This window comes from Pseudomonas brassicacearum subsp. brassicacearum (assembly GCF_008801605.1).
Classification (GTDB): Bacteria; Pseudomonadota; Gammaproteobacteria; order Pseudomonadales; family Pseudomonadaceae; genus Aquipseudomonas; species Aquipseudomonas brassicacearum.
In genome coordinates, this window is record NZ_VZPJ01000002.1 from 399,527 (window position 1) to 420,786 (window position 21,260).

A 21,260-nucleotide genomic window follows, 5' to 3' on the forward strand; every position below is an offset into this window, starting at 1 on the left:
CCCTTAGTAAGTGGTGGTGTGGGTGTCGTGCGAGTGGGATTTGGCTTGCGACGACTTGGCCTGTTCTTCAGGGGACTTGCTGTCATCAGGCAGGTACAGCGGACCTTTTTGACCACAGGCTGTCACGAGGCAGGCAACCGCGACGAGCGCAGCAAGGGAAGAGATCAGGCGCTTCATGGCGAAATCCTTGAAAATGCTTTAATTGCGCCGGAGTATACCGGCCACCCGTCAGCTTGCCTATGCAACGGGGCGCCCGTCCGGCGGCGCTGGTGGTCGTCAGTGGGTATATCCTTTGCAATCGCCGGGAAGCGTCCGTATCTTGCGGCGCTTGAGCATGAGCAGACATTTTCGAGGTTGCCGCAATGAGTTTGACTGAAGCCCGTTTCCACGATCTGGTCGATGCGACCCAGCAAACGCTGGAGGATGTGTTCGATGACAGTGGCCTGGACATTGACCTGGAAGTCTCTGCCGGTGTGCTCACCGTCAAGTTCGAGAACGGCAGCCAGCTGATTTTCAGTCGCCAGGAGCCGTTGCGGCAATTGTGGCTGGCGGCGGTCTCCGGTGGCTTTCACTTCGACTACGACGAAGAAAGCGAACGCTGGATGTGCGACAAGAGCGAAGAGCAACTGGGCGAAATGCTCGAGCGCATCGTCAAGCAGCAGGCGGGCGTGGAACTCGATTTCGAAGGCCTGTGACGGCGTGAGCCAGACCTCCCCGCAACGGCCATCCAAGCCGCTCTACAGCAACGTCAGCCCGGCCGTGCCGTCGCCGTGTACGGGCGTGTGCAAGCTGGATGAACAGAAGGTCTGCCTCGGATGTTTGCGCCACGTGGAAGATATCCGCCAATGGCGCTCGGCCGACGACGAGCGCCGGCGGGTCATCTGTGCCGAGGCGGCTAAACGCAAATCTCTGGTGTGATCGCCCGCTGCGTGGGAGCAAGGCTTGCCTAGCAACCCTGTGGGAGTAAAGCTTGCTCGCGATACAAGCGCCTCGGTTCCAGAGAGACCTCGCTGTATTCATCGCGGGCAAGCCTTGCTCCCACAATCCCCCCGCCACAGTAATTCTGCTCCCCATGACAGTGGGTAGATTTGGCCCGGGTTGTTTATTTATTGAGCTGTGGTAGTGTCCGGTTACGCCTCAATCCATCGAGGTCCGTGAAAACCCCGCCTTTTTGTGGCGGGGTTTTGCTTTTTTTGTGCAGAAGAAAGGAGTCTGCCAGGATCATGACCACACCTTCCATCACCCTTACCCGTCTGGACGTACAGCGTCTGGAACGCCTGATCGACAGCCTTGATGAAACGCTGCCGGGCGTGATTGCGCTGCAAACCGAACTGGATCGCGCCGAGAACGTGGTGGGCCACGAAGAAGTGCCCGCCGATGTCGTGACCATGAACTCGCGCGTGCACTGTCGCGAAGAAAGCAGCGGCAAGGACTATCACCTGACGCTGGTTTATCCACAGGACGCAAATGCCGACGAAGGCCGGATCTCGATCCTGGCGCCAGTGGGCAGTGCGTTGCTGGGCCTGAAGGTCGGCCAGCACATCGACTGGCCGGCCCCGGGCGGCAAGACGCTGAAGCTGACGCTGCTGGAGGTCGAGTCGCAGCCGGTCAATGGCGGCGACTGCGCGTTCTGAACCCGTCTCAGACCTGGTTCAGTGCCTCGTTCAGGGCGCGTTCCAGATCGGCCTTGTAGCGCAGGTACAAATTGCTTGAACAGGCGCCGTCGCCCACCAGGCCCGAGAGGTCCAGGTCGGTGATGTAGCAGCGATAGCGCTGGGCTTCGCGGCGCTGTTCGACGATCTCCCTGGCGACCACGCGGAACAGTTGGTCGCCATGCTCCAGTTCGGAAAACTCCTGCTGATCGCAGTACAGGGTGACATGCACCTGCCCGTGCGCCGCTTTGCCGATGATCGCCTGCACATCATAGAACGGCTTGTTGACCAGCATCTGCGGGGCTTGCCGCGCTTCGATCCGTCGCGCCCGGCCGCTGCCTGAGGGCAATAGCTGGTAGTACAGGGTTTCCAGGGTCAGCGGCTGGGCGGCATCCAGCGGCAGCAGGGCGTCGCGACGGTACAGCACCGATTGCAAAAAGCGTTGCAGCGGCACCAGCAGGCTTTGTTCGTCGTGATAAGGCACGTGTTGTTGCCACAGTGCGTTGAACTCGTCGAGCACGTACAGATCGGCCTCGTCTTCGTCGACGCGGTAGAACACCTGGATGCACTCGGGCTGGCCCATGGGCAGGATCAGCGCCAGGTCGTGGTCCTCCAGGGCCATCGGGTCCAGGTGCAAGGGGCTGTATGCCGTCAGTTCCTCGCCCAGGTAATCCATCAGCGCCGACAGGCTGCCCAGCGCCACGTGGTTGACCTGGCCGGGCACCAGTTCCAGTACGTGATAGTGCTGCTGGACCTGAAGCAGATAGCGGTGATTGAGCCTGCTCAGCAGCAGGGTCTGCGCCGTGTCGATGACTTCTTCGACGCGCCGCGCAATGAATTGGGCGCGGTTGTGGCAGAAACAGCGCACCTGCAAGCGTGGCTGGTGCTGGGTGACGGGCAGGTCGTTGAGGTAATCGCGCAGGCAGTCGAGCAGGGCGTGTTCGCCGTCAAAACGGTTGACCAGCACCTCATTCCAACTGTTGAGCGTGACCTGGTCGAGGGTCAGCACCAGGTTTTCCCGGACCCCTGCATAGCTCAGCGAGTCGGTGCGCTCGGTGGTCATCAGGATATTCAGGTCGCGGTGGTGCTTGAGCGGGTCGACGCCGACGTTCACCAGGATCAGCACTTCGCTGGGCACGCTGGCGCGCAGCAACTGTGCTTCATCCACCGTGGTCAGGGGCAGGGCGATGGACTGTTGCAGGCTGCCCAGCAGGTTGAACAGTTCGAACTCGCTCAGGTCGCTGTCGCCTGGGTGCAGCGCCAGGCGCGTGCTGCTGTCGATCACGCCGTTGCGATGGCACCAGGTCAGCAGTTCCAGCAGCTCGCGGCAGCGCTTGATCGGCGCGAAGTTCTCCCACTCCAGGGCGTTGAGGCTGCCGTTGTAAAGCGCCCACTGGTTCTGCCCCGGTTCTTTCTTGTTGGGTGACTGGACCAGCGTCAGGGTGTCTTCGGCCAGGTCCGGCGCAATGCCGGGGTTGATGAACTCGACCTTGTCGGCCTTGCGTTCGAAGGCTGCGTACAGCCGCCGGCCAAGCACGTTGAGATCGCGTTTGTTGATCAGGCTGACGGTTTTCTCGGTGCGGGCGAACTGGGTCAGGAAGCGGTAGCTGTGGGTGAGTTCGTTGACCAGGGCCCGTCGCTCGTGGCTGACCTGGCGGACTTTCCATTGGCTGCGGCTGTCCAGCAGCGCCAGTTGACGCTGGTCCCAGCCCCATTCCCGGGCCAGTCGTTCGAGCAGTACCCGTTGCCAGCCGCTGCTGCGTACCTGGCCGGTGAGTTTGCGATTGACCTTCAAGTACAGCGCGCGGCGGATCAACTCCAGGCGTTCGGATTCGCCGCGGGCATTGAGGTATTCCTCGATACGGCGGTAGACCAGCATGTACGGGTCCAGCTCTTCGAGGTCCAGGCGATTGGCAAACACGGCCTGTTTGAAGCGCAGGCTCAGGCAGCGAACATTCGGGTGTTCGCTGGCATAGACCTCGGTCAGCAGCAGCTTGAGTACGGACTTGTAGGGCGACTCGATACCTTTGAACAACTGCCAGAGCCCGGCCCCGACGAATTCGCCCGGCGGAATGTAGGCCAGGTGCCCCAGGTCCAGGGTTTCGTCGGCGCGGATGAAACGCTTGGACATCAGTGTATGGGTGTACTGTTCATAGTTCTCTTCTTCATAGACCGGCACCAGCCACCAGATCGGCGTGCGCCCGGCCAGCCAGATCGCGGTGCGGTAGAACTCGTCCAGCAGCAGGTAATGCTGGGTCGTGCCGCAATCGTCGGAGCTGAGCTGGTTGTCCCGGTCACCCCGTACGAAACGCGCCGGGTCGATCAGGAAAAAGTGGGCTTCGGCGCCCTGGGTCGCGGCCCAGATCTCCAGCAACTGGCATTTCTTGCGCAGCTCGGCCAGTTCGTCGTCGCTCAGGTCCGGCCCGTGGCACACCCAAACGTCCATGTCGCTCTGGTCGGCCTGGGCCAGGGTGCCGAGGCTGCCCATCAGGAACAGACCAAGGATCGGTCGTGGAGGGTTGCTGCCGTGCCGGGGCTTGTAGGAAAACGACCGGGTCAGCCGCTGGGCTTCGGCAAGGATATTGGCGTCAGGCTCGTAGTTCGACAGCCCGGCAGGTGTGCTGCCGGAAACGTAGCCGGGCAGCAGCGGATGGTTGACGTGGAAGAACAGCGGCAGCAACGTCAGCACGCCTTGCTGGCGCGGCGACAGGCCTTCGAGGGCGCGTTCCATCCGCACGGAGTTGAGCTTGAGAAAACGTGCGCGCAACTGGCTCAAGACCTTGCGGTCGATTCCCTCGTCCAGATCGGGGCGTATTTCGTGATTGCGGGTCATGTCAGCTCAAACCGGCTCGCGGCGTCGAACGTGGGGGGTGATGGCAGGTTAGCGCCCGATCTTGGGAATTCTTAAGCTGAAAGCAGAATTCGGGTGCCAGTTTTTTTCGCAGGGCACCCGTGCGCCTGCGGAAATCCCGTAAAGGAGATTTCCGTGGGCGGCAGGGGGGATCAGGCGGCTTCTTGCACGCTGAGTATCGTCAGGACGGTTTGTACGTTTTGGGCGGCATCTCGGCCCAGGCTTGTCAGGTAACCACCGTCGGGCTGGGTGATCAGTTCTTTTTCGAACAGGCGTTGGGCAGCGGCAATCGCTTTAGGGGCAGCGGTCTGATGAATTTTCAGGCCTTCCTGGGAACTGTCCAGGTTGAAGAGTGCAAGGATTTCCAGTTCGGCAACCAGCTCAGGGGTAAGCGACATAAGGACTCCAGACTTTCTAGGAATTTGGTCGACAGCGTCACTAAGGTGAGCGCACTCGGCCGAGCTGTCCAGTCTCAGTGTCATGCTTTTTTTGTTTAAAGCATTTTTTTGTGGCGAGGGGATTGCTCCCTCGCCACAAGCGCCGTTCAGTTCTTTTCCGGCGGCAACTCAGGCAAGGCGCGCAATGCGGCTTCGTACCACTGGGTATCGAACGGGCGATCTTCTTCCAGGATCGCATCGATCTCCACCGCCAGCACGTGGGCCATCAGGTTGAGGATTTCTTCGCGCTCATAACCGACCAGGGTCAACTTGTTGAAAGTGGCCTTGGCCGCAGGCGGATTGTCACTTTCGATCTGGTTTTCGATGGCCTGGATCAGTGTGCTCTCGACGAATTCTTCTTCGTCGTTGTCGATGTCGGTTGGCTCGCTCATGGCTGGCTCCTGGGAGAAAGGTCGCCAGTTTACCTGCATTCAGCGGTGTGATGCGCCTGGCAAGAAATGCCCCGGCGGTCTATAACCCAAGGCTGCCAACCCCGCACGGCCTGGAGGCTTTGTAATGCTCGAGCTTTATGGTTTCTCTGTCAGTAACTATTACAACATGGTCAAACTGGCGCTGTTGGAGAAGGGGCTGCCCTTCGAAGAAGTGCCGTTCTACCCCAACCAGACCCCCGAAGCGTGGGCCATCAGCCCGCGCGGGAAGGTACCGGTGTTGAAAACCGAGCAGGGGTTTATCAACGAAACCAGCGTGATCCTTGAGTACATCGAACAAACCCAACCAGGCAAGGCCCTGCTGCCCAGTGACCCGTTCGAGCGGGCCCAGGTATTGGCCTTGTGCAGGGAGATCGAGTTGTACATCGAGCTGCCGGCGCGGGCTTGCTTTGCCGAGGCATTTTTCGGCATGACGGTGCCCGATGTCATCAAGGAAAAGAGCAAAGACGAATTGCGGCAGGGGTTCGCCTCGCTCGGTCGGCACGGCAAATTCGCACCCTACGTGGCGGGCGATAGTCTGACCATTGCCGATCTGTATTTTTTCTACAGTGTCTCGCCGGCCTGCCAAGTGGGCAGGAAGTTGTTCGATATCGACCTGCTGGCAGACATGCCGGCGGCCAAGGCGCTGATGGAGCGCTTGGAGCAAAATCCGCATGTGCAGCGGATTGCGGCGGATAGAGAGGCGGCGATGCCGGCGTTTTTGGCGATGATTGCCGCCAAGAAGTGAGTTTCGTGGTGTTTTGAAGTGAGTCACCGCGAGCAGGCTCGCTCCACAATGAGTCTCTACATGTTCACAAAATATGTGTTCATTGAAGAGCCACTGTGGGAGCGAGCTTGCTCGCGATGCTTTTAGCGGCTGGCGAGCAACGCCTGGCCGCGCACCACGGCTGCCTTGACCTGCGCCGGCGCGGTGCCGCCGATGTGGTCGCGGGCATTGACCGAGCCTTCGAGGGTCAGCACGGCAAACACGTCCTGTTCGATCTGGTCGCTGAACCGGCGCAGTTCGTCCAGGCTCATTTCCGCCAGATCCTTGCCACTGTCCACGCCGTACTTCACGGCATGGCCGACGATCTCATGGCAGTCGCGGAACGGCAGGCCACGGCGCACCAGATAATCGGCCAGGTCCGTGGCGGTGGAAAAGCCGCGCAGGGCCGCTTCGCGCATCACCGCATGCTTGGGCTTGATGGCCGGGATCATGTCGGCGAAGGCCCGCAGCGAGTCGCGCAAGGTGTCGGCGGCGTCGAACAGCGGTTCCTTGTCTTCCTGGTTGTCCTTGTTGTAGGCCAGCGGCTGGCCTTTCATCAGGGTCAGCAGGCCCATCAATGCGCCGAACACCCGGCCACTCTTGCCCCGCACCAGTTCCGGCACGTCTGGGTTTTTCTTTTGCGGCATGATCGAGCTGCCGGTGCAGAAGCGGTCCGGCAGGTCAATGAACTGGAATTGCGCACTGGTCCACAGCACCAGCTCTTCGGAGAAGCGCGACAGGTGCATCATCGCGATGCTTGCGGCGGCGCAGAATTCGATGGCGAAATCGCGGTCTGAGACGTTATCCAGCGAGTTGCCGCCCACGGCGTCGAAGCCCAGCAACTGCGCAGTGTATTCACGGTCGATCGGGTACGTGGTGCCGGCCAGCGCGGCGCTGCCCAGGGGCATGCGGTTGGTGCGCTTGCGGCAGTCCACCAGGCGCTCGTAGTCGCGGCTGAGCATTTCGAACCAGGCCAGCATGTGATGCCCAAACGTTACAGGTTGGGCGGTTTGCAGGTGCGTGAAGCCCGGCATGATGCTCTCGGCTTCGCGCTCGGCTTGCTCCAGCAGGCCTTTTTGCAGGCGAGTGATTTCGGCCAGGATCAGGTCGATCTCATCGCGCAACCACAGGCGGATGTCGGTGGCGACCTGGTCGTTGCGGCTGCGGCCGGTATGCAGTTTCTTGCCGGTCACGCCGATGCGGTCGGTCAGGCGCGCTTCGATGTTCATGTGCACGTCTTCAAGGTCGACGCGCCAGTCGAACTGGCCGGCCTCGATTTCAGCCTGGATGGTCTTCAGGCCGTCGATGATGCTGTCGCGCTCGGCATCGGTCAGCACGCCGACCTTGGCCAGCATGGTGGCGTGGGCGATCGAGCCCATGATGTCGTGGCGATACAGGCGCTGGTCAAAGTTGACGGAGGCGGTGAAGCGGGCGACGAAGGCGTCGACGGGTTCACTGAAGCGGCCGCCCCAGGACTGATTGGTCTTGTCAGTGCTCATGAATTCGCTCGTGATCGGCTGTGGAAAAAGTAGCGGTTAAAGGCTGCGGCGGATGATAGCAGGGTTGCCGGGACTGGCGCTGGCACTGGTCGGCAGGTTTTTTCGATGCAAGCCTGGGATCCAACCGGGTTTTCCCGCAACGATATTTTTCGATTGAGCAATATCGTCGCGGCAACCGTCTACAGTGGACTGTAGGACTTTTGCTTTTTTTACCCATGGCGCAGCGGATATAGATAAGAAGGGGGTGCTCATATTGGTCAGATCGACAGTTAACAATCCCTACGGCGACGCCGTGCGACAACGGGCCTCGGGCATCGGTCGGCAAGCGCTGGTAAAGATAGGCAACCGCCGCGCGGCACTTTTTGGCCCTCGAGCGAGTCTTAGCGTGGATCGCCGTGACGGATGTCACTTCCCCTGTCTACGCTATCCTTGTGCGAGACTCACGCAGGAATCCAGCGCAATATGAATGTCCTGATCGTTGATGACGAACCACTGGCCCGCGAGCGCCTGAGCCGAATGGTTGGCGAGCTCGAGGGTTACAGTGTCCTGGAGCCGAGCGCCACCAATGGCGAAGAGGCATTGGCCCTTATTGACAGCCACAAGCCGGATATCGTGCTGCTCGACATTCGCATGCCTGGCCTGGACGGTCTGCAGGTTGCGGCGAAGTTGTGCGAACGAGAGTCGCCGCCTGCGGTGGTGTTCTGTACCACCCGGGACGATTTCCCACCCGAGGTGTTGCAGGCCGGTGCCGTGGGCTACCTGGTCAAGCCGGTGGCGGCCGAGGCGTTGCTTGAAGCCTTGCGCAAGGCCGAGCGACCCAACCGCGTGCAACTGGCGGCGCTGACCCGTCCGGCCGCCGAAAGCGGTAGCGGCCCGCGCAGCCATATCAGTGCGCGCACCCGCAAAGGCATCGAGCTGATCCCATTGAACCAGGTGGTCTATTTCATCGCCGACCACAAATACGTGACCTTGCGTCATGAGAGTGGCGAGGTGTTGTTGGATGAGCCACTCAAGGCCCTCGAAGACGAGTTCGGCGAACGTTTCGTACGCATCCACCGCAACGCCCTCGTGGCCCGCGAGCGGATCGAGCGTTTGCAACGCACCCCCCTTGGGCATTTCCAACTGTTCCTCAAGGGCCTCAATGGCGATGCGCTGATTGTCAGCCGACGGCACGTGGCCGGCGTGCGCAAAATGATGCAGCAGCTTTAATGCGGCGGTCCAAGGCGTTCCATGCGTTTCATTTCGAGGATTTGGCGGCCAGGGAGGCCTTGGGGTCGTGATTCAAATCAAAGCGGTTTTGGCTGAGCTGTTATTATCTGCCGTATCTTTTAAGTACGGATTGATCCATGTCCCCTCGCGAGATCCGCATCGCCACCCGTAAAAGTGCCTTGGCCCTCTGGCAGGCCGAATACGTCAAAGCCCGCCTGGAAGCGGCCCATCCCGGCCTGATCGTGACCCTGGTGCCCATGGTCAGTCGCGGTGACAAGCTGCTGGATTCGCCGCTGTCGAAGATCGGCGGCAAGGGCCTGTTCGTCAAGGAACTGGAAACCGCGTTGCTGGACAACGAAGCCGACATCGCCGTGCATTCGATGAAAGACGTGCCCATGGACTTTCCCGAAGGCCTGGGCCTGTTTTGCATCTGCGAGCGGGAAGACCCACGCGACGCGTTCGTCTCCAACACGTTCTCCAGTCTTGAAGCTCTGCCTGCCGGGAGCGTGGTCGGCACTTCCAGCCTGCGTCGCCAGGCACAGTTGCTGACTCGCCGTCCGGACCTGCAAATCCGTTTCCTGCGCGGTAACGTCAATACGCGCCTGGCCAAGCTCGATGCCGGTGAGTACGACGCGATCATCCTCGCCGCCGCCGGCCTGATCCGCCTGGGCTTTGAAGATCGCATCACCTCGGCCATCAGCGTCGACGACAGCCTGCCGGCCGGTGGGCAAGGGGCGGTGGGCATCGAGTGTCGCAGCGCCGACAGCGACATCCACGCCTTGCTGGCGCCGCTGCACCATGAAGACACCGCCACGCGGGTATTCGCCGAACGCGCTCTCAACAAACACCTCAATGGCGGTTGCCAAGTGCCGATCGCCTGTTACGCCGTGCTGGAAGGCGAACAGGTCTGGTTGCGCGGGCTGGTGGGGGATCCCAACGGTGGCCGGCTGCTCAGCGCCGAAGCCCGGGCGCCGCGCCACGATGCCGAGGCGTTGGGCGTGCGGGTGGCCGAAGACCTGCTGAGCCAGGGCGCCGCCGACATTCTCAAGGCGGTCTACGGCGAGGCCGGCCACACGTGACGGGTTGGCGGCTGCTGCTCACCCGGCCGACGGACGAGTCGTCGGCGCTGGCGGCTGTCCTGGCCGAAGCGGGGGTCTACAGCAGCAGCCTGCCCTTGCTGGATATCGAGCCGGTCCCGCTGTCCGATGCCGGGCGGGCGATATTCCAGGCGCTGGACCAATACTCTGCCGTGATCGTCGTCAGCAAACCGGCCGCACGCCTGTGCGTCGAGCTGCTGCACCAATACTGGCCCCAACCTCCAGACCAACCATGGTTCAGCGTGGGTGCGGCCACCGGACAGATTCTCGTCGATGCCGGCCTCACGGTGTTTTATCCCGATAACGGCGATGACAGCGAAGCCTTGCTGGAACACTTGGTCTTGCGCCAGGCTGTTGCGCGGCCCGACCCCAAGGTGTTGATCGTGCGGGGTGAGGGCGGGCGTGGCTTGCTGGCAGAGCGTTTGCGCGAGCAAGGTGCTAGTGTCGATTATCTGGAATTGTACCGCCGCCACTTGCCCGATTACGGCGAAGGGGCGTTGCCGGCGAAAGTCGAAGCGGAACGCTTGAACGCACTGGTGGTCAGCAGTGGGCAGGGCTTCGAGCATCTGCAGCGGCTGGCCGGCGATGCGTGGCCGGCCCTGGCGCGGTTACCGTTGTTTGTTCCAAGCCCAAGGGTTGCCGAGATGGCGCGTGCCGCCGGGGCCCGAACAGTTGTGGATTGTCGTGGCGCCAATGCCGCGGCTTTGCTGGCGGCGTTACGGGAACACTCCGTGCCGTTTTCTAATGCAAAGGATGGATACGTGAGCGAAACAGCCTTGCCAAAAGAAGATCTAGACCAGCCAGCGATCGATGCGCCGGTTGAAACTCCGCCCCCGATGGCGCCGCGTCGCGGCAACGGGTTGGCCATTGTTGCATTGCTGCTCGGCGCCGCCGGCGTGGCCGTGGGCGGTTGGGGCGTGTGGCAGGTGCGTCACCTGCAAACCAATAACCAGCAGCAGTCCGCCCAGGTCCAGGCACTGAATGACCAGGCCCAGAGCCTCAAGCTCAACGAGCAACGCCTGAGCGAACGCCTGGCGCAATTGCCCCCGGCCGAAGAGCTGGAGGATCGGCGGCGCCTGGTGGCTCAGTTGCAAAGTGATCAGCAGCACCTGAACCAGCGCCTGGAAACCGTGCTCGGTGCCAGCCGCAAGGATTGGCGTCTGGCGGAGGCCGAGCACTTGTTGCGCCTGGCTAGCCTGCGTCTTTCCGCCCTGCAAGACATCAACAGTGCCCAGGCGCTGGTCCAGGGGGCTGACGAAATCCTGCGCGAGCAGAACGACCCCGGTTCGTTCGCCGCCCGCGAGCAACTGGCCAAGACCCTCGCCGCGTTGCGCAGCACCGAGCAACCGGATCGCACCGGGCTGTTCCTGCAACTGGGCGCCTTGCGTGATCAGGTCCTGGAGCTGACCGAGCTGGCGCCCGAGTACAAGGACCGCGGTGAATCCCTGCTGGGCCTGACCGCCGACGGCGATGGCGCAAGTCGTTGGGCGCAGTGGTGGGACCAGATCTCGCGCTATATCCGTATCGACTTCAACGCCGATGAGAATGTCCGTCCGCTGCTGGCCGGGCAAAGCCTGGTGCAAGTGCGCCTGGCCTTGAGCCTGGCGCTGGAACAGGCGCAATGGGCCGCCCTCAATGGTCAGGCGCCGGTCTACACCCAGGCGCTGACCGAGGCTCGGGACGTGTTGAAGAACAACTTCAACCAGGACAACCCGCAAAGCAAGATCATGCTCGAGCGCGTGGTCGAGCTGTCCAAGCAGCCGGTGACGGTGGTCACCCCGGACCTGACGGGTACGCTGAGCAGCGTCCAGGCTTACCTTGAGCGCCGCAACCTCAATGCCCAGGAATCGGTCAAGCCGCTGCCCGCGCCTGGCGCGCAGGAGGCCACGCCATGAAGCGTCTCTACGTGATTCTGTTCGTGGTCATCGCTGCTGCTGCCTTGCTGGGCGTGGCGATTGCCGAGCATTCGGGTTACGTGCTGGTGGCGTACAAGAACTTCCGTTATGAAGCCGGCCTGTGGGTCACCCTGGCGCTGGTGGCGGTGCTCTGGCTGCTATGGCGAGGTCTGAGGGCGCTGATTGGGCTGGTGACTACGTCGAGTGGTGTGGTCAACCCGTGGTCGCGGCGCAACCGCAGCCGGCGGGTGCAAGTGGCGATCGAGCACGGCCAGTTGGACCTGGCCGAAGGTCGCTGGGCCAGTGCCCAAAGACACCTGCATCGTGCCGCCGAAGCCGAGCGCCAGCCGCTGCTGTATTACCTCGGTGCCGCCCGTGCGGCCAACGAACAAGGTCTCTACGAACAGAGCGACAGTTTGCTCGAACGCGCCCTGGAGCGTCAGCCCCAGGCGGAGTTGGCCATTGCCCTGACGCACGCACAACTGCAGACGGACCGAGGCGACACGGACGGCGCATTGACCACGCTGCAGGCCATGCATGAGCGTCATCCCCATAACGTCCAGGTCCTGCGCCAACTGCAACGACTGCATCAGCAGCGCGGCGACTGGTCGGCATTGATCCGACTGTTGCCGGAGCTGCGCAAGGACAAGGTCCTGCCACCGGCTGAACTGGCGGAACTGGAGCGTCGTGCCTGGGGCGAAAATCTCACCCTGGCAGCCCACCGTGAGGAGGATGGCAGCGTCGGTTTGCAGTCGCTCAATCGCGCCTGGCAACAACTGACCTCCGCGCAGCGCCAGGAGTCGGCGCTGGTGCTGGCCTATGCCGAGCAGTTGCGCCAGTTGGGGGCCCAGGTCGAGGCCGAAGAAGTACTGCGAAGTGCGCTCAAGCGTCACTATGACAGCCATCTGGCGCGCTTGTATGGGTTGGTCCGGGGCAATGATCCGGTCCGCCAGTTGCAAACGGCCGAAGGCTGGCTCAAGGATCATCCGGCCGATCCAAGCCTGTTGCTGACCTTGGGGCGCCTATGCCTGCAGAGCAGTTTGTGGGGCAAGGCGCGGGACTATCTGGAAAGCAGCCTGCGCGTCCAACGCAATCCCGAAGCCTGTGCTGAACTGGCGCGATTGCTGGCGCAACTGGGGGATGCCGAGCGCAGCAACCAGTTGTTTCAGGAGGGGTTGGGGCTGCTGGACGAGCGCCTGCTGGCCGCGCCGTTGCCGGTTCCGGCCCAGGTGTTGTCCACTTGAGATGAGTCATTGTGGCGCGCCTGTACGGGTGGGAGCAAAGCTTGCTCGCGAAACAGGCGCCTCGGTTTCTGAAGGACCGCGTCGTCTTCATCGCGGGCAAGCCTTGCTCCCACTGGTGATACCCGTTTGTTTTTGGGGCTTTGGTCATGCCATCAGTAAAGTCCTACAGTCCATCGCGCTGAATCCTCTTTGGCCTGTCGGGAATTCCCTACATCCCTGGTGAAGTGTCTGCGCGGGCCTGCCTTGAAAGGCCCGAGGGCTTTCCTCTACCGTAACTGCTTGTCTCTTCTGTTACGGAACCGCCATGTCTTTGGCCAGCTCACGCTTCTTGTTTTTCATGGCTTCCATCGCCGCAGCCCTGGCTTTGGGCATCGCCACTTATCTGGAATATTCGGTCGGCCTGACGCCTTGCAGCCTGTGTGTCTTGCAGCGGTTGTGTCTGATGCTGCTCCTGGTGAACAGCCTTGTGGCATGCGTACACGGTCCAGGCCAAAGAGGCAGTCTCTTCTATGGCGCGGCAGGGTTGGTTTTTGCGACGGGGGGAATGACCCTGGCATGGCGTCAGGTCTTGATGCAAAGCCATTCGTTCGAGCCGTTTCCTGATTGTATTGCCCAGCCCAAGCTGATGGATTCGTGGTGGTGCGCGTTGCATCGCGTCCTCGACGGCGCGGTCGATTGCGCGAACATCACCTGGACGCTGTTCGACCTGAGTATCCCCGAATGGAGCCTGTTGTTTTTTCTCGCGGTGTCCAGCGCGATGGCCTATCTACTGCTGCGCCTTGCCTGGAGTGCTCTGGTACGACCGCTCAGCGGCGATACGTCGCAGATGCTCAGGGCCGTGGATTAAACACTTGTATGAACTTTATCTCCTGCGTACCTTGAAGCCATTGTCGTGCGGGCATAATCTGGCCCGCACGTGTTATTGGAATTGTGCCGCTCGATCATGTTGTGTCTGGCTTGTCCCTGATCATCAGGCGTGCACAGGCTGCGAGTGGCATGACTCACAAGGGAAGAAATCACCATGCTCGAAAGTTGTCAGAATGCTCAGGAACGCTGGGGTGGGGTGCATCTGCTGATCGATCGTTGGTTGCAGGAGCGTCACGAACTGGTTCGGGCCTACGATGCCCTCGGCGATAAGCCTGAAGCGCTGAGCGAAAGCCGCAAACCCTTGCAGGAATTCTGCGGTGTGCTGGTCGACTATGTGTCTGCCGGTCATTTCGAGATCTACGAACAACTGACGGGCGAGGCCAAGGCCTTCAACGACAAGCGCGGCCTGGAACTGGCCGAGCAGATCTACCCGCGCATCGATGTCATCACCGAAAAGCTGCTGGCGTTCAACGACCTCTGCGATGAAGGCAAGTGCGTAGCGGAAAAATTCAAGGAGCTGGGCGGCTTGCTGCATGAACGTTTCGAACTGGAAGACTGCCTGATCGAAGTGCTGCACAACGCTCACAAGGAAGAAGCTGCGGTCCAGGCCTGAGGGTTTCGCGGTCATGAAAAAACGGTGCGCATTGCGCACCGTTTTTTATTGGGCCCGCGTCAGGTCGTCGCGCCCAGCAATTCGATTTCAAACACCAGTGGCGTGTACGGCGGGATCACATCTCCCGCCCCTTCGGCGCCATAGGCCAGGGTCGACGGAATCACCAGCCGCCATTTTGCGCCTACCGGCATTTGCGGCAATGCACTGCGCCAACCGTCAATCACGCTGTCGAGGTTGAACCACTGTGCCTGGTGGTTGGAATCGAATACGGTGCCGTCCGGCAATCGACCGGTATACAGCACCTGGACTTTGCCGTGAGGGCCGGCTTTCGCGCCGTGGCCTGGCTTGATCTCGGTCAGCAGGATGCCGTCTGCGAGTTGCTGGACGCCGGGACGGTTCTTTTCTTCGTTGAGAAATTTCTGCTCCGTTTTCAACGCGGCTTCGATCTGCGGCGTCGTCGATTGCGAATTCAGTTGTGCCTGGTGCTCGGCGAGGATCTGTTCGATGCGTTCATCCTTGAGGGCCAGCGGCTTGCCCAGGTAGGCCTGTTGCAAGCCTTCGACCAAGGCTTTGATCTGCAGGTCCGGCACGTCCTGACGCAGGCGTTCGCCAAGGCTTGCGCCCAGGCTGTAAGCCAAATCGTGGGCATCGTTTGCGTTGGTTTTTTCAACGGCCTGGACCGTGGAGCAAGCCATGCACAGGAATAAAAACAGGTGACGCGACATGTGTGCTCTCCGGCCTCGAATCGAGGAATTATGCCAGTGCCGATATCTATAGAGGTGGATTGCCAAGGCACTGGCGCAGAAGATTTTTCGTCTCTTGCAACGCAACGTCTTGTGTACTGTCAACATGCCCTAGCGGCGGTTGAAGCAGAGGTCTAGTATGAGCCGCACTCACGTCAGTCAGGAGGTAAACCATGTCGGCCACCAAGAAGCCTGTAAACACTCCGTTGCACTTGCTCCAACAACTCTCGGGCAGCCTGCTCGAACATCTGGAAAATGCCTGCTCCCAAGCCCTGGCTGATGCTGAAAAACTGCTCGCCAAACTTGAAAAACAACGCGGCAAAGCGCAGGAAAAACTGCACAAGTCGCGCACCAAATTGCAAGACGCAGCCACCGCTGGCAAGGCCAAGGCACAAGCCAAGGCCAAAGATGTCGTGAAAGAACTCGAAGACCTGCTCGATGCCTTGAAGGATCGTCAGTCCGAGACCCGCACCTACATTCTGCAACTCAAGCGTGATGCCCAGGAAAGCCTGAAACTGGCCCAGGGTGTCGGTCGCGTGCAGGAGGCCGCAGGCAAGGCGCTGACGCTTCGTGCTGCCAAGCCTGTCGCTGTATCGGCCAAGAAGCCGGCGGCTAAACCCGTCGCGGCAAAAGCTCCGGCCAAAGTCGCTGCCAAGCCTGCGGCCAAAGCACCGGCCAAAGCTGCCAGCAAGCCTGCTGCCAAGCCGGTCGCTGCCAGCGCTGCAAAACCTGCGGCAAAAAAACCAGTCGTCAAAGCTGCGGCCAAGCCTGCCGCAAAAACGGCGGCCGCTAAACCTGCTGCCGCCAAGCCTGCTGTAAAAGCTGCTGCTAAACCAGCCGCCAAACCTGCGGCAAAAGTTGCAGCCAAACCTGCCGCGACGAAAACCGCTGCCGCTAAACCTGCTGCCAAAGCGGCGGTAAAAGCCACTGCAAAACCTGCTGCCGCCAAGCCGGCTGCCAAACCAGCAGCAACCAAAACGGCTGCGGCCAAGCCTGCTGCGAAAACGGCTGCCAAGCCAGTCGCTGCCAAAGCACCCGCCAAAGTAGCGGCTAAACCCGCCGCTAAACCCGCCGCCAAACCGGCTGCGGCCAAGCCTGCTGCTGCGAAGCCAACGGCTGCCAAACCAGCCGCCGCGAAGCCAGCCGCCAAGCCCGCAGCGAAACCGGCCGTGAAAAAGCCAGTCGCTGCAAAACCTGCGACTGCGCCAGCTGCCAAGCCAGCGGCTCCGGCTCCGACCGCGGCACCGGCTCCAACCGCCAGCACTCCGGCTGCGGCGACCAGCCCATCCGCCGCCGTTGCGCCGAGCACCAGCAGCACCCCAACCAGCGCTTCCTAAGTGCCGGACACCGCGACGCGCAGCTGATGCAGCGCGTCGCGGCTCGCTGGCCCGGCATTCGCCGCCAGCCCTTGCAGCCATTGCGCTGAATCGTTCTGTTGTATCCCAGGCCAATCCTTGGCCAGTGCTTCCAATCGTTCCAGCAATTGCCGTTCGGCTGCCAACTCCAGTTGTTTGACTTGCTCGCGCAGGTCATTGAGTGCCGTGTCCTGGAGGGCACTGGTTTTCCATTGGCTGCGAAGCGTACGCAGTGGCCGCACCACCTCGGCATCCCACGGCTCGGCCAATAGTCGAAGCTGCTGCAGCCTGTGTTCATTGCAGGCCACGCCGCGCTGCGCCAGCCACAGGCCACAAAGCAGCAGGCAGACGTTGGCGCCCGCGTCTTGCGACGCCAGGCAGGCGGGCTCTACGCCAGGCTTGGCATAGAGGTCGAGGGAAAAGCTCCACAGGTCTGGGGACATCGTGCTACTCGCGCCAGTTGCGAGCGAAGCTGGTAGACTCCGCCGCCATTATGATCCGACTTCAGAACCTGACTTTACAGCGTGGCCCGCAACGTCTGCTAGAAGACGCCGAGCTGACCCTGCACGCCGGCCACAAAGCCGGCCTCATCGGTGCCAACGGCGCCGGCAAATCGAGCCTGTTCGCCTTGCTGCGAGGCGAGCTACACCCGGACTCGGGTGATTGCCTGTTGCCGTCCGATTGGCGCATCGCCCACATGCGCCAGGAGGTCGACACCCTCGAGCGCCTGGCGGTGGACTACGTGCTCGATGGCGACCTGCGCCTGCGCCAGGTGCAACGTGACCTGGCTGCGGCCGAAGCGGCCCACGACGGTGCCGCACAGGCCCGCCTGCACGCGGAACTCGACAGTGCCGACGGCTACACCGCCGATGCCCGTGCGCGCAAATTGCTCGCCGGCCTGGGCTTTACCAATGAGCAGATGGATCGCCAGGTCGGGGACTTCTCCGGTGGCTGGCGGATGCGCCTGAACTTGGCCCAGGCCTTGATGTGTCCTTCGGATCTGCTGTTGCTCGATGAGCCGACCAACCACTTGGACCTCGACGCTATCATCTGGCTCGAAGACTGGCTCAAGAGTTACCCGGGCACGCTGCTGCTGATTTCCCACGACCGTGATTTCCTCGACGCGGTGGTGGATCACGTGGCCCATGTCGATCAGCGCAAGCTCACCTTGTACCGCGGCGGCTACAGCGCCTTCGAGCGTGCGCGTGCCGAACGCCTGGCCCAGCAACAGCAGGCCTACGAGAAGCAACAGGCGCAACGTGCGCACATGGAAAGCTACATCGCCCGCTTCAAGGCCCAGGCCACCAAGGCGCGCCAGGCCCAGAGCCGGATCAAGGCGCTGGAGCGGATGGAAGAGTTGTCGGCGGCCCACGTCGATTCGCCGTTCGATTTTGTCTTCCGCGAATCGACCAAGATTTCCAGCCCGTTGATCGACCTGTCCGACGCGCGCCTGGGCTACGGCGACAAGACCGTGCTGGAGAAGGTCAAGCTGCAACTGACCCCGGGTGCGCGGATCGGTCTGCTGGGCCCCAACGGTGCCGGTAAGTCGACCCTGATCAAGAACCTTTCCGGTGAACTCGAGCCACTGGCCGGGCGTCTCACCCGGGGCGAGAACACGGTGGTCGGCTACTTCGCCCAGCATCAGCTCGATTCCCTGGATTCCAAGGCCAGCCCGCTGTTGCACCTGCAACGCCTGGCGCCGACCGAGCGCGAGCAGGTTCTGCGGGATTTCCTCGGCGGTTTCGATTTCCGCGGGGCGCGCATCGACGAGCCGGTGCTGAATTTCTCCGGTGGCGAAAAGGCGCGCCTGGCGCTGGCGTTGATCGCTTGGGGCCGGCCAAACCTGTTGCTGCTCGACGAACCGACCAACCACCTGGACCTGGAGATGCGCCTGGCTTTGACCATGGCCTTGCAGGAATTCAGTGGCGCGGTGCTGGTGGTGTCCCACGATCGGCATTTGCTCAAGAGCACCACGGATAACTTCTTCCTGGTGGCCGATGGCAAGGTCGAGGAATTCGACGGCGACCTGGAAGACTACGCCCGTTGGCTGGTGGAATACCGTCAGCGCAACGCGCCGGTCAGCAGCACGCCGGTCAACCCGGACAAGACCGACAAGAAAGCCCAACGGCAGGCCGCCGCCGCATTGCGCCAGCAACTGGCGCCGCACAAGCGTGAGGCCGACAAGCTCGAAGCCGAGCTGGGCAAGCTGCATGAAAAACTGCAGAAGATCGAAACCAGCCTTGGCGACAGTGGTCTCTACGAGGCGGCGCGCAAAGATGAGTTGCGCGACTTGCTGGCCGAGCAGGCCAAGCTGAAGGTTCGGGAAGCGGAGCTCGAGGAGGCGTGGATGCAAGCGCTGGAACTGCTGGAAAACCTGCAAGCGGAGCTGGAGGCGTTGTCCTGATGGAAGCGTTGGCGTTGCCTGTACCCGTCATGTGGATCGAGCCGATCTGGCTGGGTGTGCAAATCCTGCTGATCCTGCTGGCCGGTTATGTCGCGCAGCGTGTCGTGGCGCGGGCCCTTACCGGCCTGGGTGAGCGTTACCCGTTCCCACCCCAACTGGTCATTATCCTGCGGGGTGTGCTGCGCTGGCTGATCATGGGCACTGCGGTGCTGGTGGTGCTCGAGCGCTTGGGCGTCTCGGCCACGGTGCTATGGACCGCATTGTCGGGCTTCGTCGCGGTGGCAGCGGTGGCGTTCTTTGCCATCTGGAGCGTGCTGTCGAACCTGTTCTGCGCCGTTTTGATCTACACCGTCGGACCGTTTCGCCTGGGCGATGTGGTCGAGTTGGTGGACACCACCGACAAGCCCGGCATCAAGGGACGCGTGGTGGCGATCAATCTGCTGTACACCACACTGATCGAGCCCGAGGAACTCGGCACCGGCAGCGCCATGGTGCAAGTACCCAACAGCCTGTTCTTCCAGCGTTCGGTGCGGCGCTGGCGCGGCAGCGAGGCGTTTCCGGTGGGTGGTTTCGTCGAGTAAGGGACTGCTGCGCAGCCCAGCGGGGGCAAGCTCCCTTGCCACGGTGTTCAAGCCGGCTTAAGTGCTTGCGCAAAAAACGGTGGTCAACGGCCTGGCGGCGCATTAGCTTAGTCGTTTCGATGAATCCGAGCTGAGGTGTGCAATGTTGCTGGAAACATGGCTGGCGTTTTTTGCCGCATGTTGGGTGATCAGTCTTTCCCCTGGTGCCGGTGCCATTGCATCGATGTCCAGTGGCTTGCGCTACGGCTTCTGGCGCGGTTACTGGAACGCCTTGGGCCTGCAATTGGGCCTGGCGTTGCAAATCGTGATCGTCGCCGCCGGTGTTGGCGCGATCCTCACTGCGTCGGCCACTGCGTTCTATGCAATCAAATGGTTCGGCGTGGCCTACCTGGTCTACCTGGGGGTCAAACAGTGGCGAGCCATTCCCGGTGAAATGACCGACGATACGGGCCCGCGGCCCATCGGCAAGCCCTTGGCGCTGGTTTTTCGCGGCTTCCTGGTCAACATCAGCAACCCCAAGGCGCTGGTGTTCATGCTGGCGGTGTTGCCGCAGTTCATCAATCCCCATGCCCCGTTGATCCAGCAATACCTGATCCTGGGTGTAACGATGGTCGTGGTCGATCTCATCGTCATGGCCGGGTACACCGGGCTGGCGTCCAAAGTCCTGCGGTTGTTGCGCACCCCGAAACAGCAACGGCGAATGAACCGTGCCTTCGCGGGTATGTTCATTGGCGCGGCGGGTTTGCTGGCGACGATTCGCAAGGCTGCGGCGTAAAACAAAACCCGTGGCGAGGTTACTTTGTGGGAGCAAGCCTTGCTCCCACATAGCCTTGCTCCCACAAGACCTCTGCGCCACAGAGCATTCGCTCAGTGATTCAGCGCAAAATCACCGGCGCCGTATCCCGTGGCAGGTTGTTGCGCTGCACCGGCTCGCTGGGTTGTTGGTAGCTCGGGCCGCCGAGCTGTTCGCTCAGTTGCCGCGCCACGTCTTCCCCCAGGGCCTTGGACACATCGCGCACCACCCGCGGGCGGTTGAGGCTGATGTGCACGTCCCGGTGGTTCAACAGCTTGGTGTCCTGGCCTTCGCCCATGGCCGTAAAGGCCGAGGTGATTTCGTAGGTCTTGGTGTTGATCAGGCTGAAGTCTGCCACCAGGGTCAGCGCCAGCACCGCCGAGTAGCTGTCGGTATTGGCCAGCTCGTTGATGTCGCGGGTGAAGTCGATGTCCGACACCGTGCCGAACAGCACGTAGTCGGCGCCCTTGAAGTTCCCGGCCTTGATGCGTTTGATCACGTCATAGACGTCACCCGTGGACGCCGCGGTGTGGGGCGTGCCCTGGGTCAGCTGGAACATCCCGCTGCGCAGGATCTCGCCCTTGATGTCGCCGGTGAACTTGCGCAGTTCGCCCTGCTCGATGTAGCTGCTGGTGGCTTCCATCTCGTCGTAGCTCGAGGAAGCACTGGCGCTGTAAGGGTTCGCCTGGAAGTTGCTCTGCGCTGAAACGGTGTGGATGTATTCCTCCACCCGTTCCTGGTACGCAAGGTCGGTCACTGCGACTTTCGGGGCCGCCTGCGCGCCAAATGCGCAGGCCAGGGCCATGATGCCTATCCATGTGCGCAT

22 protein-coding genes and 2 pseudogenes are annotated in these 21,260 nt (G+C 61.7%); 16 read left to right on the forward strand and 8 right to left on the reverse strand.

Going from position 1 to position 21,260, the window contains the following annotated elements:
• Window positions 1-3 precede the first annotated feature (3 nt).
• Window positions 4-177: an LPS translocon maturation chaperone LptM gene (gene lptM / locus F7R20_RS07560; protein WP_013694543.1), complete on the reverse strand. Its 174-nt coding sequence runs from the start codon at window positions 175-177 to the stop codon at window positions 4-6.
• A 185-nt stretch (window positions 178-362) separates the two neighbouring features.
• Between lptM and cyaY the strand changes: the two genes are divergently transcribed.
• The 3 genes from cyaY to rnk all read left to right on the forward strand — a co-directional run bounded on the left by cyaY (window position 363) and on the right by rnk (window position 1,634).
• Window positions 363-695 (forward strand): iron donor protein CyaY, encoded by a 333-nt coding sequence (cyaY, locus tag F7R20_RS07565; RefSeq protein WP_003206795.1) that lies wholly within the window; start codon window positions 363-365, stop codon window positions 693-695.
• Between the two features lie 4 nt (window positions 696-699).
• Window positions 700-918: a DUF1289 domain-containing protein gene (locus F7R20_RS07570; protein ID WP_003206794.1), complete on the forward strand. Its 219-nt coding sequence runs from the start codon at window positions 700-702 to the stop codon at window positions 916-918.
• Window positions 919-1,223: 305 nt separating this feature from the next.
• A complete protein-coding gene (gene rnk, locus F7R20_RS07575; protein ID WP_003206792.1) occupies window positions 1,224-1,634 on the forward strand; it encodes a nucleoside diphosphate kinase regulator in 411 nt (136 codons plus the stop codon).
• Between the two features lie 7 nt (window positions 1,635-1,641).
• Here rnk and F7R20_RS07580 read toward each other — a convergent pair whose 3' ends face one another.
• The 3 genes from F7R20_RS07580 to F7R20_RS07590 form a co-directional block, all read right to left on the reverse strand.
• Complete coding sequence (locus tag F7R20_RS07580) at window positions 1,642-4,485, reverse strand: class I adenylate cyclase (protein ID WP_003206791.1); 2,844 nt, start codon at window positions 4,483-4,485, stop codon at window positions 1,642-1,644.
• A 170-nt stretch (window positions 4,486-4,655) separates the two neighbouring features.
• A complete protein-coding gene (locus F7R20_RS07585) occupies window positions 4,656-4,901 on the reverse strand; it encodes a TIGR02647 family protein (protein ID WP_003206789.1) in 246 nt (81 codons plus the stop codon).
• A 146-nt stretch (window positions 4,902-5,047) separates the two neighbouring features.
• Window positions 5,048-5,332 carry a hypothetical protein gene (locus F7R20_RS07590; protein WP_003206787.1) on the reverse strand — a complete coding sequence of 95 codons (285 nt, stop codon included), beginning with the start codon at window positions 5,330-5,332 and terminating at the stop codon, window positions 5,048-5,050.
• Between the two features lie 124 nt (window positions 5,333-5,456).
• On the opposite strand from F7R20_RS07590, the gene F7R20_RS07595 reads away from it, so the two are divergent.
• On the forward strand, window positions 5,457-6,116 hold the full coding sequence (locus F7R20_RS07595; RefSeq protein ID WP_003206785.1) for a glutathione S-transferase family protein: 660 nt from the start codon (window positions 5,457-5,459) through the stop codon (window positions 6,114-6,116).
• 122 nt (window positions 6,117-6,238) lie between these two features.
• Here the strand turns inward: F7R20_RS07595 and argH are convergent, their stop codons facing one another.
• On the reverse strand, window positions 6,239-7,633 hold the full coding sequence (gene argH / locus F7R20_RS07600; RefSeq protein WP_003206783.1) for an argininosuccinate lyase: 1,395 nt from the start codon (window positions 7,631-7,633) through the stop codon (window positions 6,239-6,241).
• Window positions 7,634-7,949: 316 nt separating this feature from the next.
• Here argH and F7R20_RS31885 point away from each other — a divergent pair.
• The 8 genes and pseudogenes from F7R20_RS31885 to F7R20_RS07645 all read left to right on the forward strand — a co-directional run.
• A pseudogene (locus F7R20_RS31885) lies at window positions 7,950-8,099 on the forward strand (sensor histidine kinase); the annotation flags it as partial.
• Entirely contained in the window at window positions 8,096-8,842 is a 747-nt protein-coding gene (locus tag F7R20_RS07610; protein ID WP_003206780.1) for a LytR/AlgR family response regulator transcription factor, read from the forward strand. The pseudogene F7R20_RS31885 and the gene F7R20_RS07610, both read left to right, overlap by 4 nt.
• Before the next feature lie 137 nt (window positions 8,843-8,979).
• Window positions 8,980-9,921 (forward strand): hydroxymethylbilane synthase, encoded by a 942-nt coding sequence (gene hemC, locus F7R20_RS07615; RefSeq protein WP_003206778.1) that lies wholly within the window; start codon window positions 8,980-8,982, stop codon window positions 9,919-9,921.
• Window positions 9,918-10,664, forward strand: a pseudogene (locus F7R20_RS31890) (uroporphyrinogen-III synthase); the annotation flags it as partial. The gene hemC and the pseudogene F7R20_RS31890, both read left to right, overlap by 4 nt.
• Before the next feature lie 36 nt (window positions 10,665-10,700).
• Window positions 10,701-11,834 (forward strand): uroporphyrinogen-III C-methyltransferase, encoded by a 1,134-nt coding sequence (locus F7R20_RS31895; protein WP_027912775.1) that lies wholly within the window; start codon window positions 10,701-10,703, stop codon window positions 11,832-11,834.
• Window positions 11,831-13,078, forward strand: a complete 1,248-nt coding sequence (locus tag F7R20_RS07625; protein WP_003206775.1) for a heme biosynthesis protein HemY — start codon at window positions 11,831-11,833, stop codon at window positions 13,076-13,078. Before F7R20_RS31895 ends, F7R20_RS07625 begins: the two co-directional genes overlap by 4 nt.
• Before the next feature lie 304 nt (window positions 13,079-13,382).
• A complete protein-coding gene (locus tag F7R20_RS07635; RefSeq protein ID WP_003206773.1) occupies window positions 13,383-13,925 on the forward strand; it encodes a disulfide bond formation protein B in 543 nt (180 codons plus the stop codon).
• Window positions 13,926-14,099: 174 nt separating this feature from the next.
• Window positions 14,100-14,558 carry an Rsd/AlgQ family anti-sigma factor gene (locus tag F7R20_RS07645; protein ID WP_003206770.1) on the forward strand — a complete coding sequence of 153 codons (459 nt, stop codon included), beginning with the start codon at window positions 14,100-14,102 and terminating at the stop codon, window positions 14,556-14,558.
• 59 nt (window positions 14,559-14,617) lie between these two features.
• Here F7R20_RS07645 and F7R20_RS07650 read toward each other — a convergent pair whose 3' ends face one another.
• On the reverse strand, window positions 14,618-15,283 hold the full coding sequence (locus F7R20_RS07650) for an FKBP-type peptidyl-prolyl cis-trans isomerase (RefSeq protein WP_003206768.1): 666 nt from the start codon (window positions 15,281-15,283) through the stop codon (window positions 14,618-14,620).
• A gap of 191 nt (window positions 15,284-15,474) precedes the next feature.
• Between F7R20_RS07650 and F7R20_RS07655 the strand changes: the two genes are divergently transcribed.
• A complete protein-coding gene (locus F7R20_RS07655; RefSeq protein WP_003206766.1) occupies window positions 15,475-16,638 on the forward strand; it encodes an AlgP family protein in 1,164 nt (387 codons plus the stop codon).
• On the opposite strand, the gene F7R20_RS07660 is transcribed toward F7R20_RS07655, so the two are convergent.
• Window positions 16,635-17,099, reverse strand: coding sequence for a TIGR02444 family protein (locus F7R20_RS07660; protein ID WP_003206764.1), 465 nt, complete (start codon window positions 17,097-17,099; stop codon window positions 16,635-16,637). The genes F7R20_RS07655 and F7R20_RS07660 overlap by 4 nt on opposite strands.
• Before the next feature lie 50 nt (window positions 17,100-17,149).
• Between F7R20_RS07660 and F7R20_RS07665 the strand changes: the two genes are divergently transcribed.
• The 3 genes from F7R20_RS07665 to rhtB all read left to right on the forward strand — a co-directional run bounded on the left by F7R20_RS07665 (window position 17,150) and on the right by rhtB (window position 20,416).
• Window positions 17,150-19,060, forward strand: coding sequence for an ATP-binding cassette domain-containing protein (locus F7R20_RS07665; RefSeq protein ID WP_003206762.1), 1,911 nt, complete (start codon window positions 17,150-17,152; stop codon window positions 19,058-19,060).
• Window positions 19,060-19,641, forward strand: coding sequence for a mechanosensitive ion channel family protein (locus F7R20_RS07670; RefSeq protein WP_003206760.1), 582 nt, complete (start codon window positions 19,060-19,062; stop codon window positions 19,639-19,641). Before F7R20_RS07665 ends, F7R20_RS07670 begins: the two co-directional genes overlap by 1 nt.
• A 142-nt stretch (window positions 19,642-19,783) precedes the next feature.
• The gene (rhtB, locus tag F7R20_RS07675; RefSeq protein WP_003206758.1) at window positions 19,784-20,416 is read left to right on the forward strand and encodes a homoserine/homoserine lactone efflux protein; all 633 of its coding nucleotides are present in this window, start codon (window positions 19,784-19,786) and stop codon (window positions 20,414-20,416) included.
• Between the two features lie 100 nt (window positions 20,417-20,516).
• On the opposite strand, the gene F7R20_RS07680 is transcribed toward rhtB, so the two are convergent.
• Window positions 20,517-21,260 carry a hypothetical protein gene (locus tag F7R20_RS07680; RefSeq protein WP_003206756.1) on the reverse strand — a complete coding sequence of 248 codons (744 nt, stop codon included), beginning with the start codon at window positions 21,258-21,260 and terminating at the stop codon, window positions 20,517-20,519.

Excerpts from the sequence above, each read along its gene's own strand:
- lptM (WP_013694543.1), bottom strand. The coding sequence starts at position 177 with ATGAAGCGCCTGATCTCTTCCCTTGCTGCGCTCGTCGCGGTTGCCTGC.
- cyaY (WP_003206795.1), top strand. The coding sequence starts at position 363 with ATGAGTTTGACTGAAGCCCGTTTCCACGATCTGGTCGATGCGACCCAG.
- rnk (WP_003206792.1), top strand. The coding sequence starts at position 1,224 with ATGACCACACCTTCCATCACCCTTACCCGTCTGGACGTACAGCGTCTG.
- F7R20_RS07580 (WP_003206791.1), bottom strand. The coding sequence starts at position 4,485 with ATGACCCGCAATCACGAAATACGCCCCGATCTGGACGAGGGAATCGAC.
- F7R20_RS07585 (WP_003206789.1), bottom strand. The coding sequence starts at position 4,901 with ATGTCGCTTACCCCTGAGCTGGTTGCCGAACTGGAAATCCTTGCACTC.
- F7R20_RS07590 (WP_003206787.1), bottom strand. The coding sequence starts at position 5,332 with ATGAGCGAGCCAACCGACATCGACAACGACGAAGAAGAATTCGTCGAG.
- F7R20_RS07595 (WP_003206785.1), top strand. The coding sequence starts at position 5,457 with ATGCTCGAGCTTTATGGTTTCTCTGTCAGTAACTATTACAACATGGTC.
- argH (WP_003206783.1), bottom strand. The coding sequence starts at position 7,633 with ATGAGCACTGACAAGACCAATCAGTCCTGGGGCGGCCGCTTCAGTGAA.
- F7R20_RS07610 (WP_003206780.1), top strand. The coding sequence starts at position 8,096 with ATGAATGTCCTGATCGTTGATGACGAACCACTGGCCCGCGAGCGCCTG.
- hemC (WP_003206778.1), top strand. The coding sequence starts at position 8,980 with ATGTCCCCTCGCGAGATCCGCATCGCCACCCGTAAAAGTGCCTTGGCC.
- F7R20_RS07625 (WP_003206775.1), top strand. The coding sequence starts at position 11,831 with ATGAAGCGTCTCTACGTGATTCTGTTCGTGGTCATCGCTGCTGCTGCC.
- F7R20_RS07635 (WP_003206773.1), top strand. The coding sequence starts at position 13,383 with ATGTCTTTGGCCAGCTCACGCTTCTTGTTTTTCATGGCTTCCATCGCC.
- F7R20_RS07645 (WP_003206770.1), top strand. The coding sequence starts at position 14,100 with ATGCTCGAAAGTTGTCAGAATGCTCAGGAACGCTGGGGTGGGGTGCAT.
- F7R20_RS07650 (WP_003206768.1), bottom strand. The coding sequence starts at position 15,283 with ATGTCGCGTCACCTGTTTTTATTCCTGTGCATGGCTTGCTCCACGGTC.
- F7R20_RS07655 (WP_003206766.1), top strand. The coding sequence starts at position 15,475 with ATGTCGGCCACCAAGAAGCCTGTAAACACTCCGTTGCACTTGCTCCAA.
- F7R20_RS07660 (WP_003206764.1), bottom strand. The coding sequence starts at position 17,099 with ATGTCCCCAGACCTGTGGAGCTTTTCCCTCGACCTCTATGCCAAGCCT.
- F7R20_RS07665 (WP_003206762.1), top strand. The coding sequence starts at position 17,150 with ATGATCCGACTTCAGAACCTGACTTTACAGCGTGGCCCGCAACGTCTG.
- F7R20_RS07670 (WP_003206760.1), top strand. The coding sequence starts at position 19,060 with ATGGAAGCGTTGGCGTTGCCTGTACCCGTCATGTGGATCGAGCCGATC.
- rhtB (WP_003206758.1), top strand. The coding sequence starts at position 19,784 with ATGTTGCTGGAAACATGGCTGGCGTTTTTTGCCGCATGTTGGGTGATC.
- F7R20_RS07680 (WP_003206756.1), bottom strand. The coding sequence starts at position 21,260 with ATGCGCACATGGATAGGCATCATGGCCCTGGCCTGCGCATTTGGCGCG.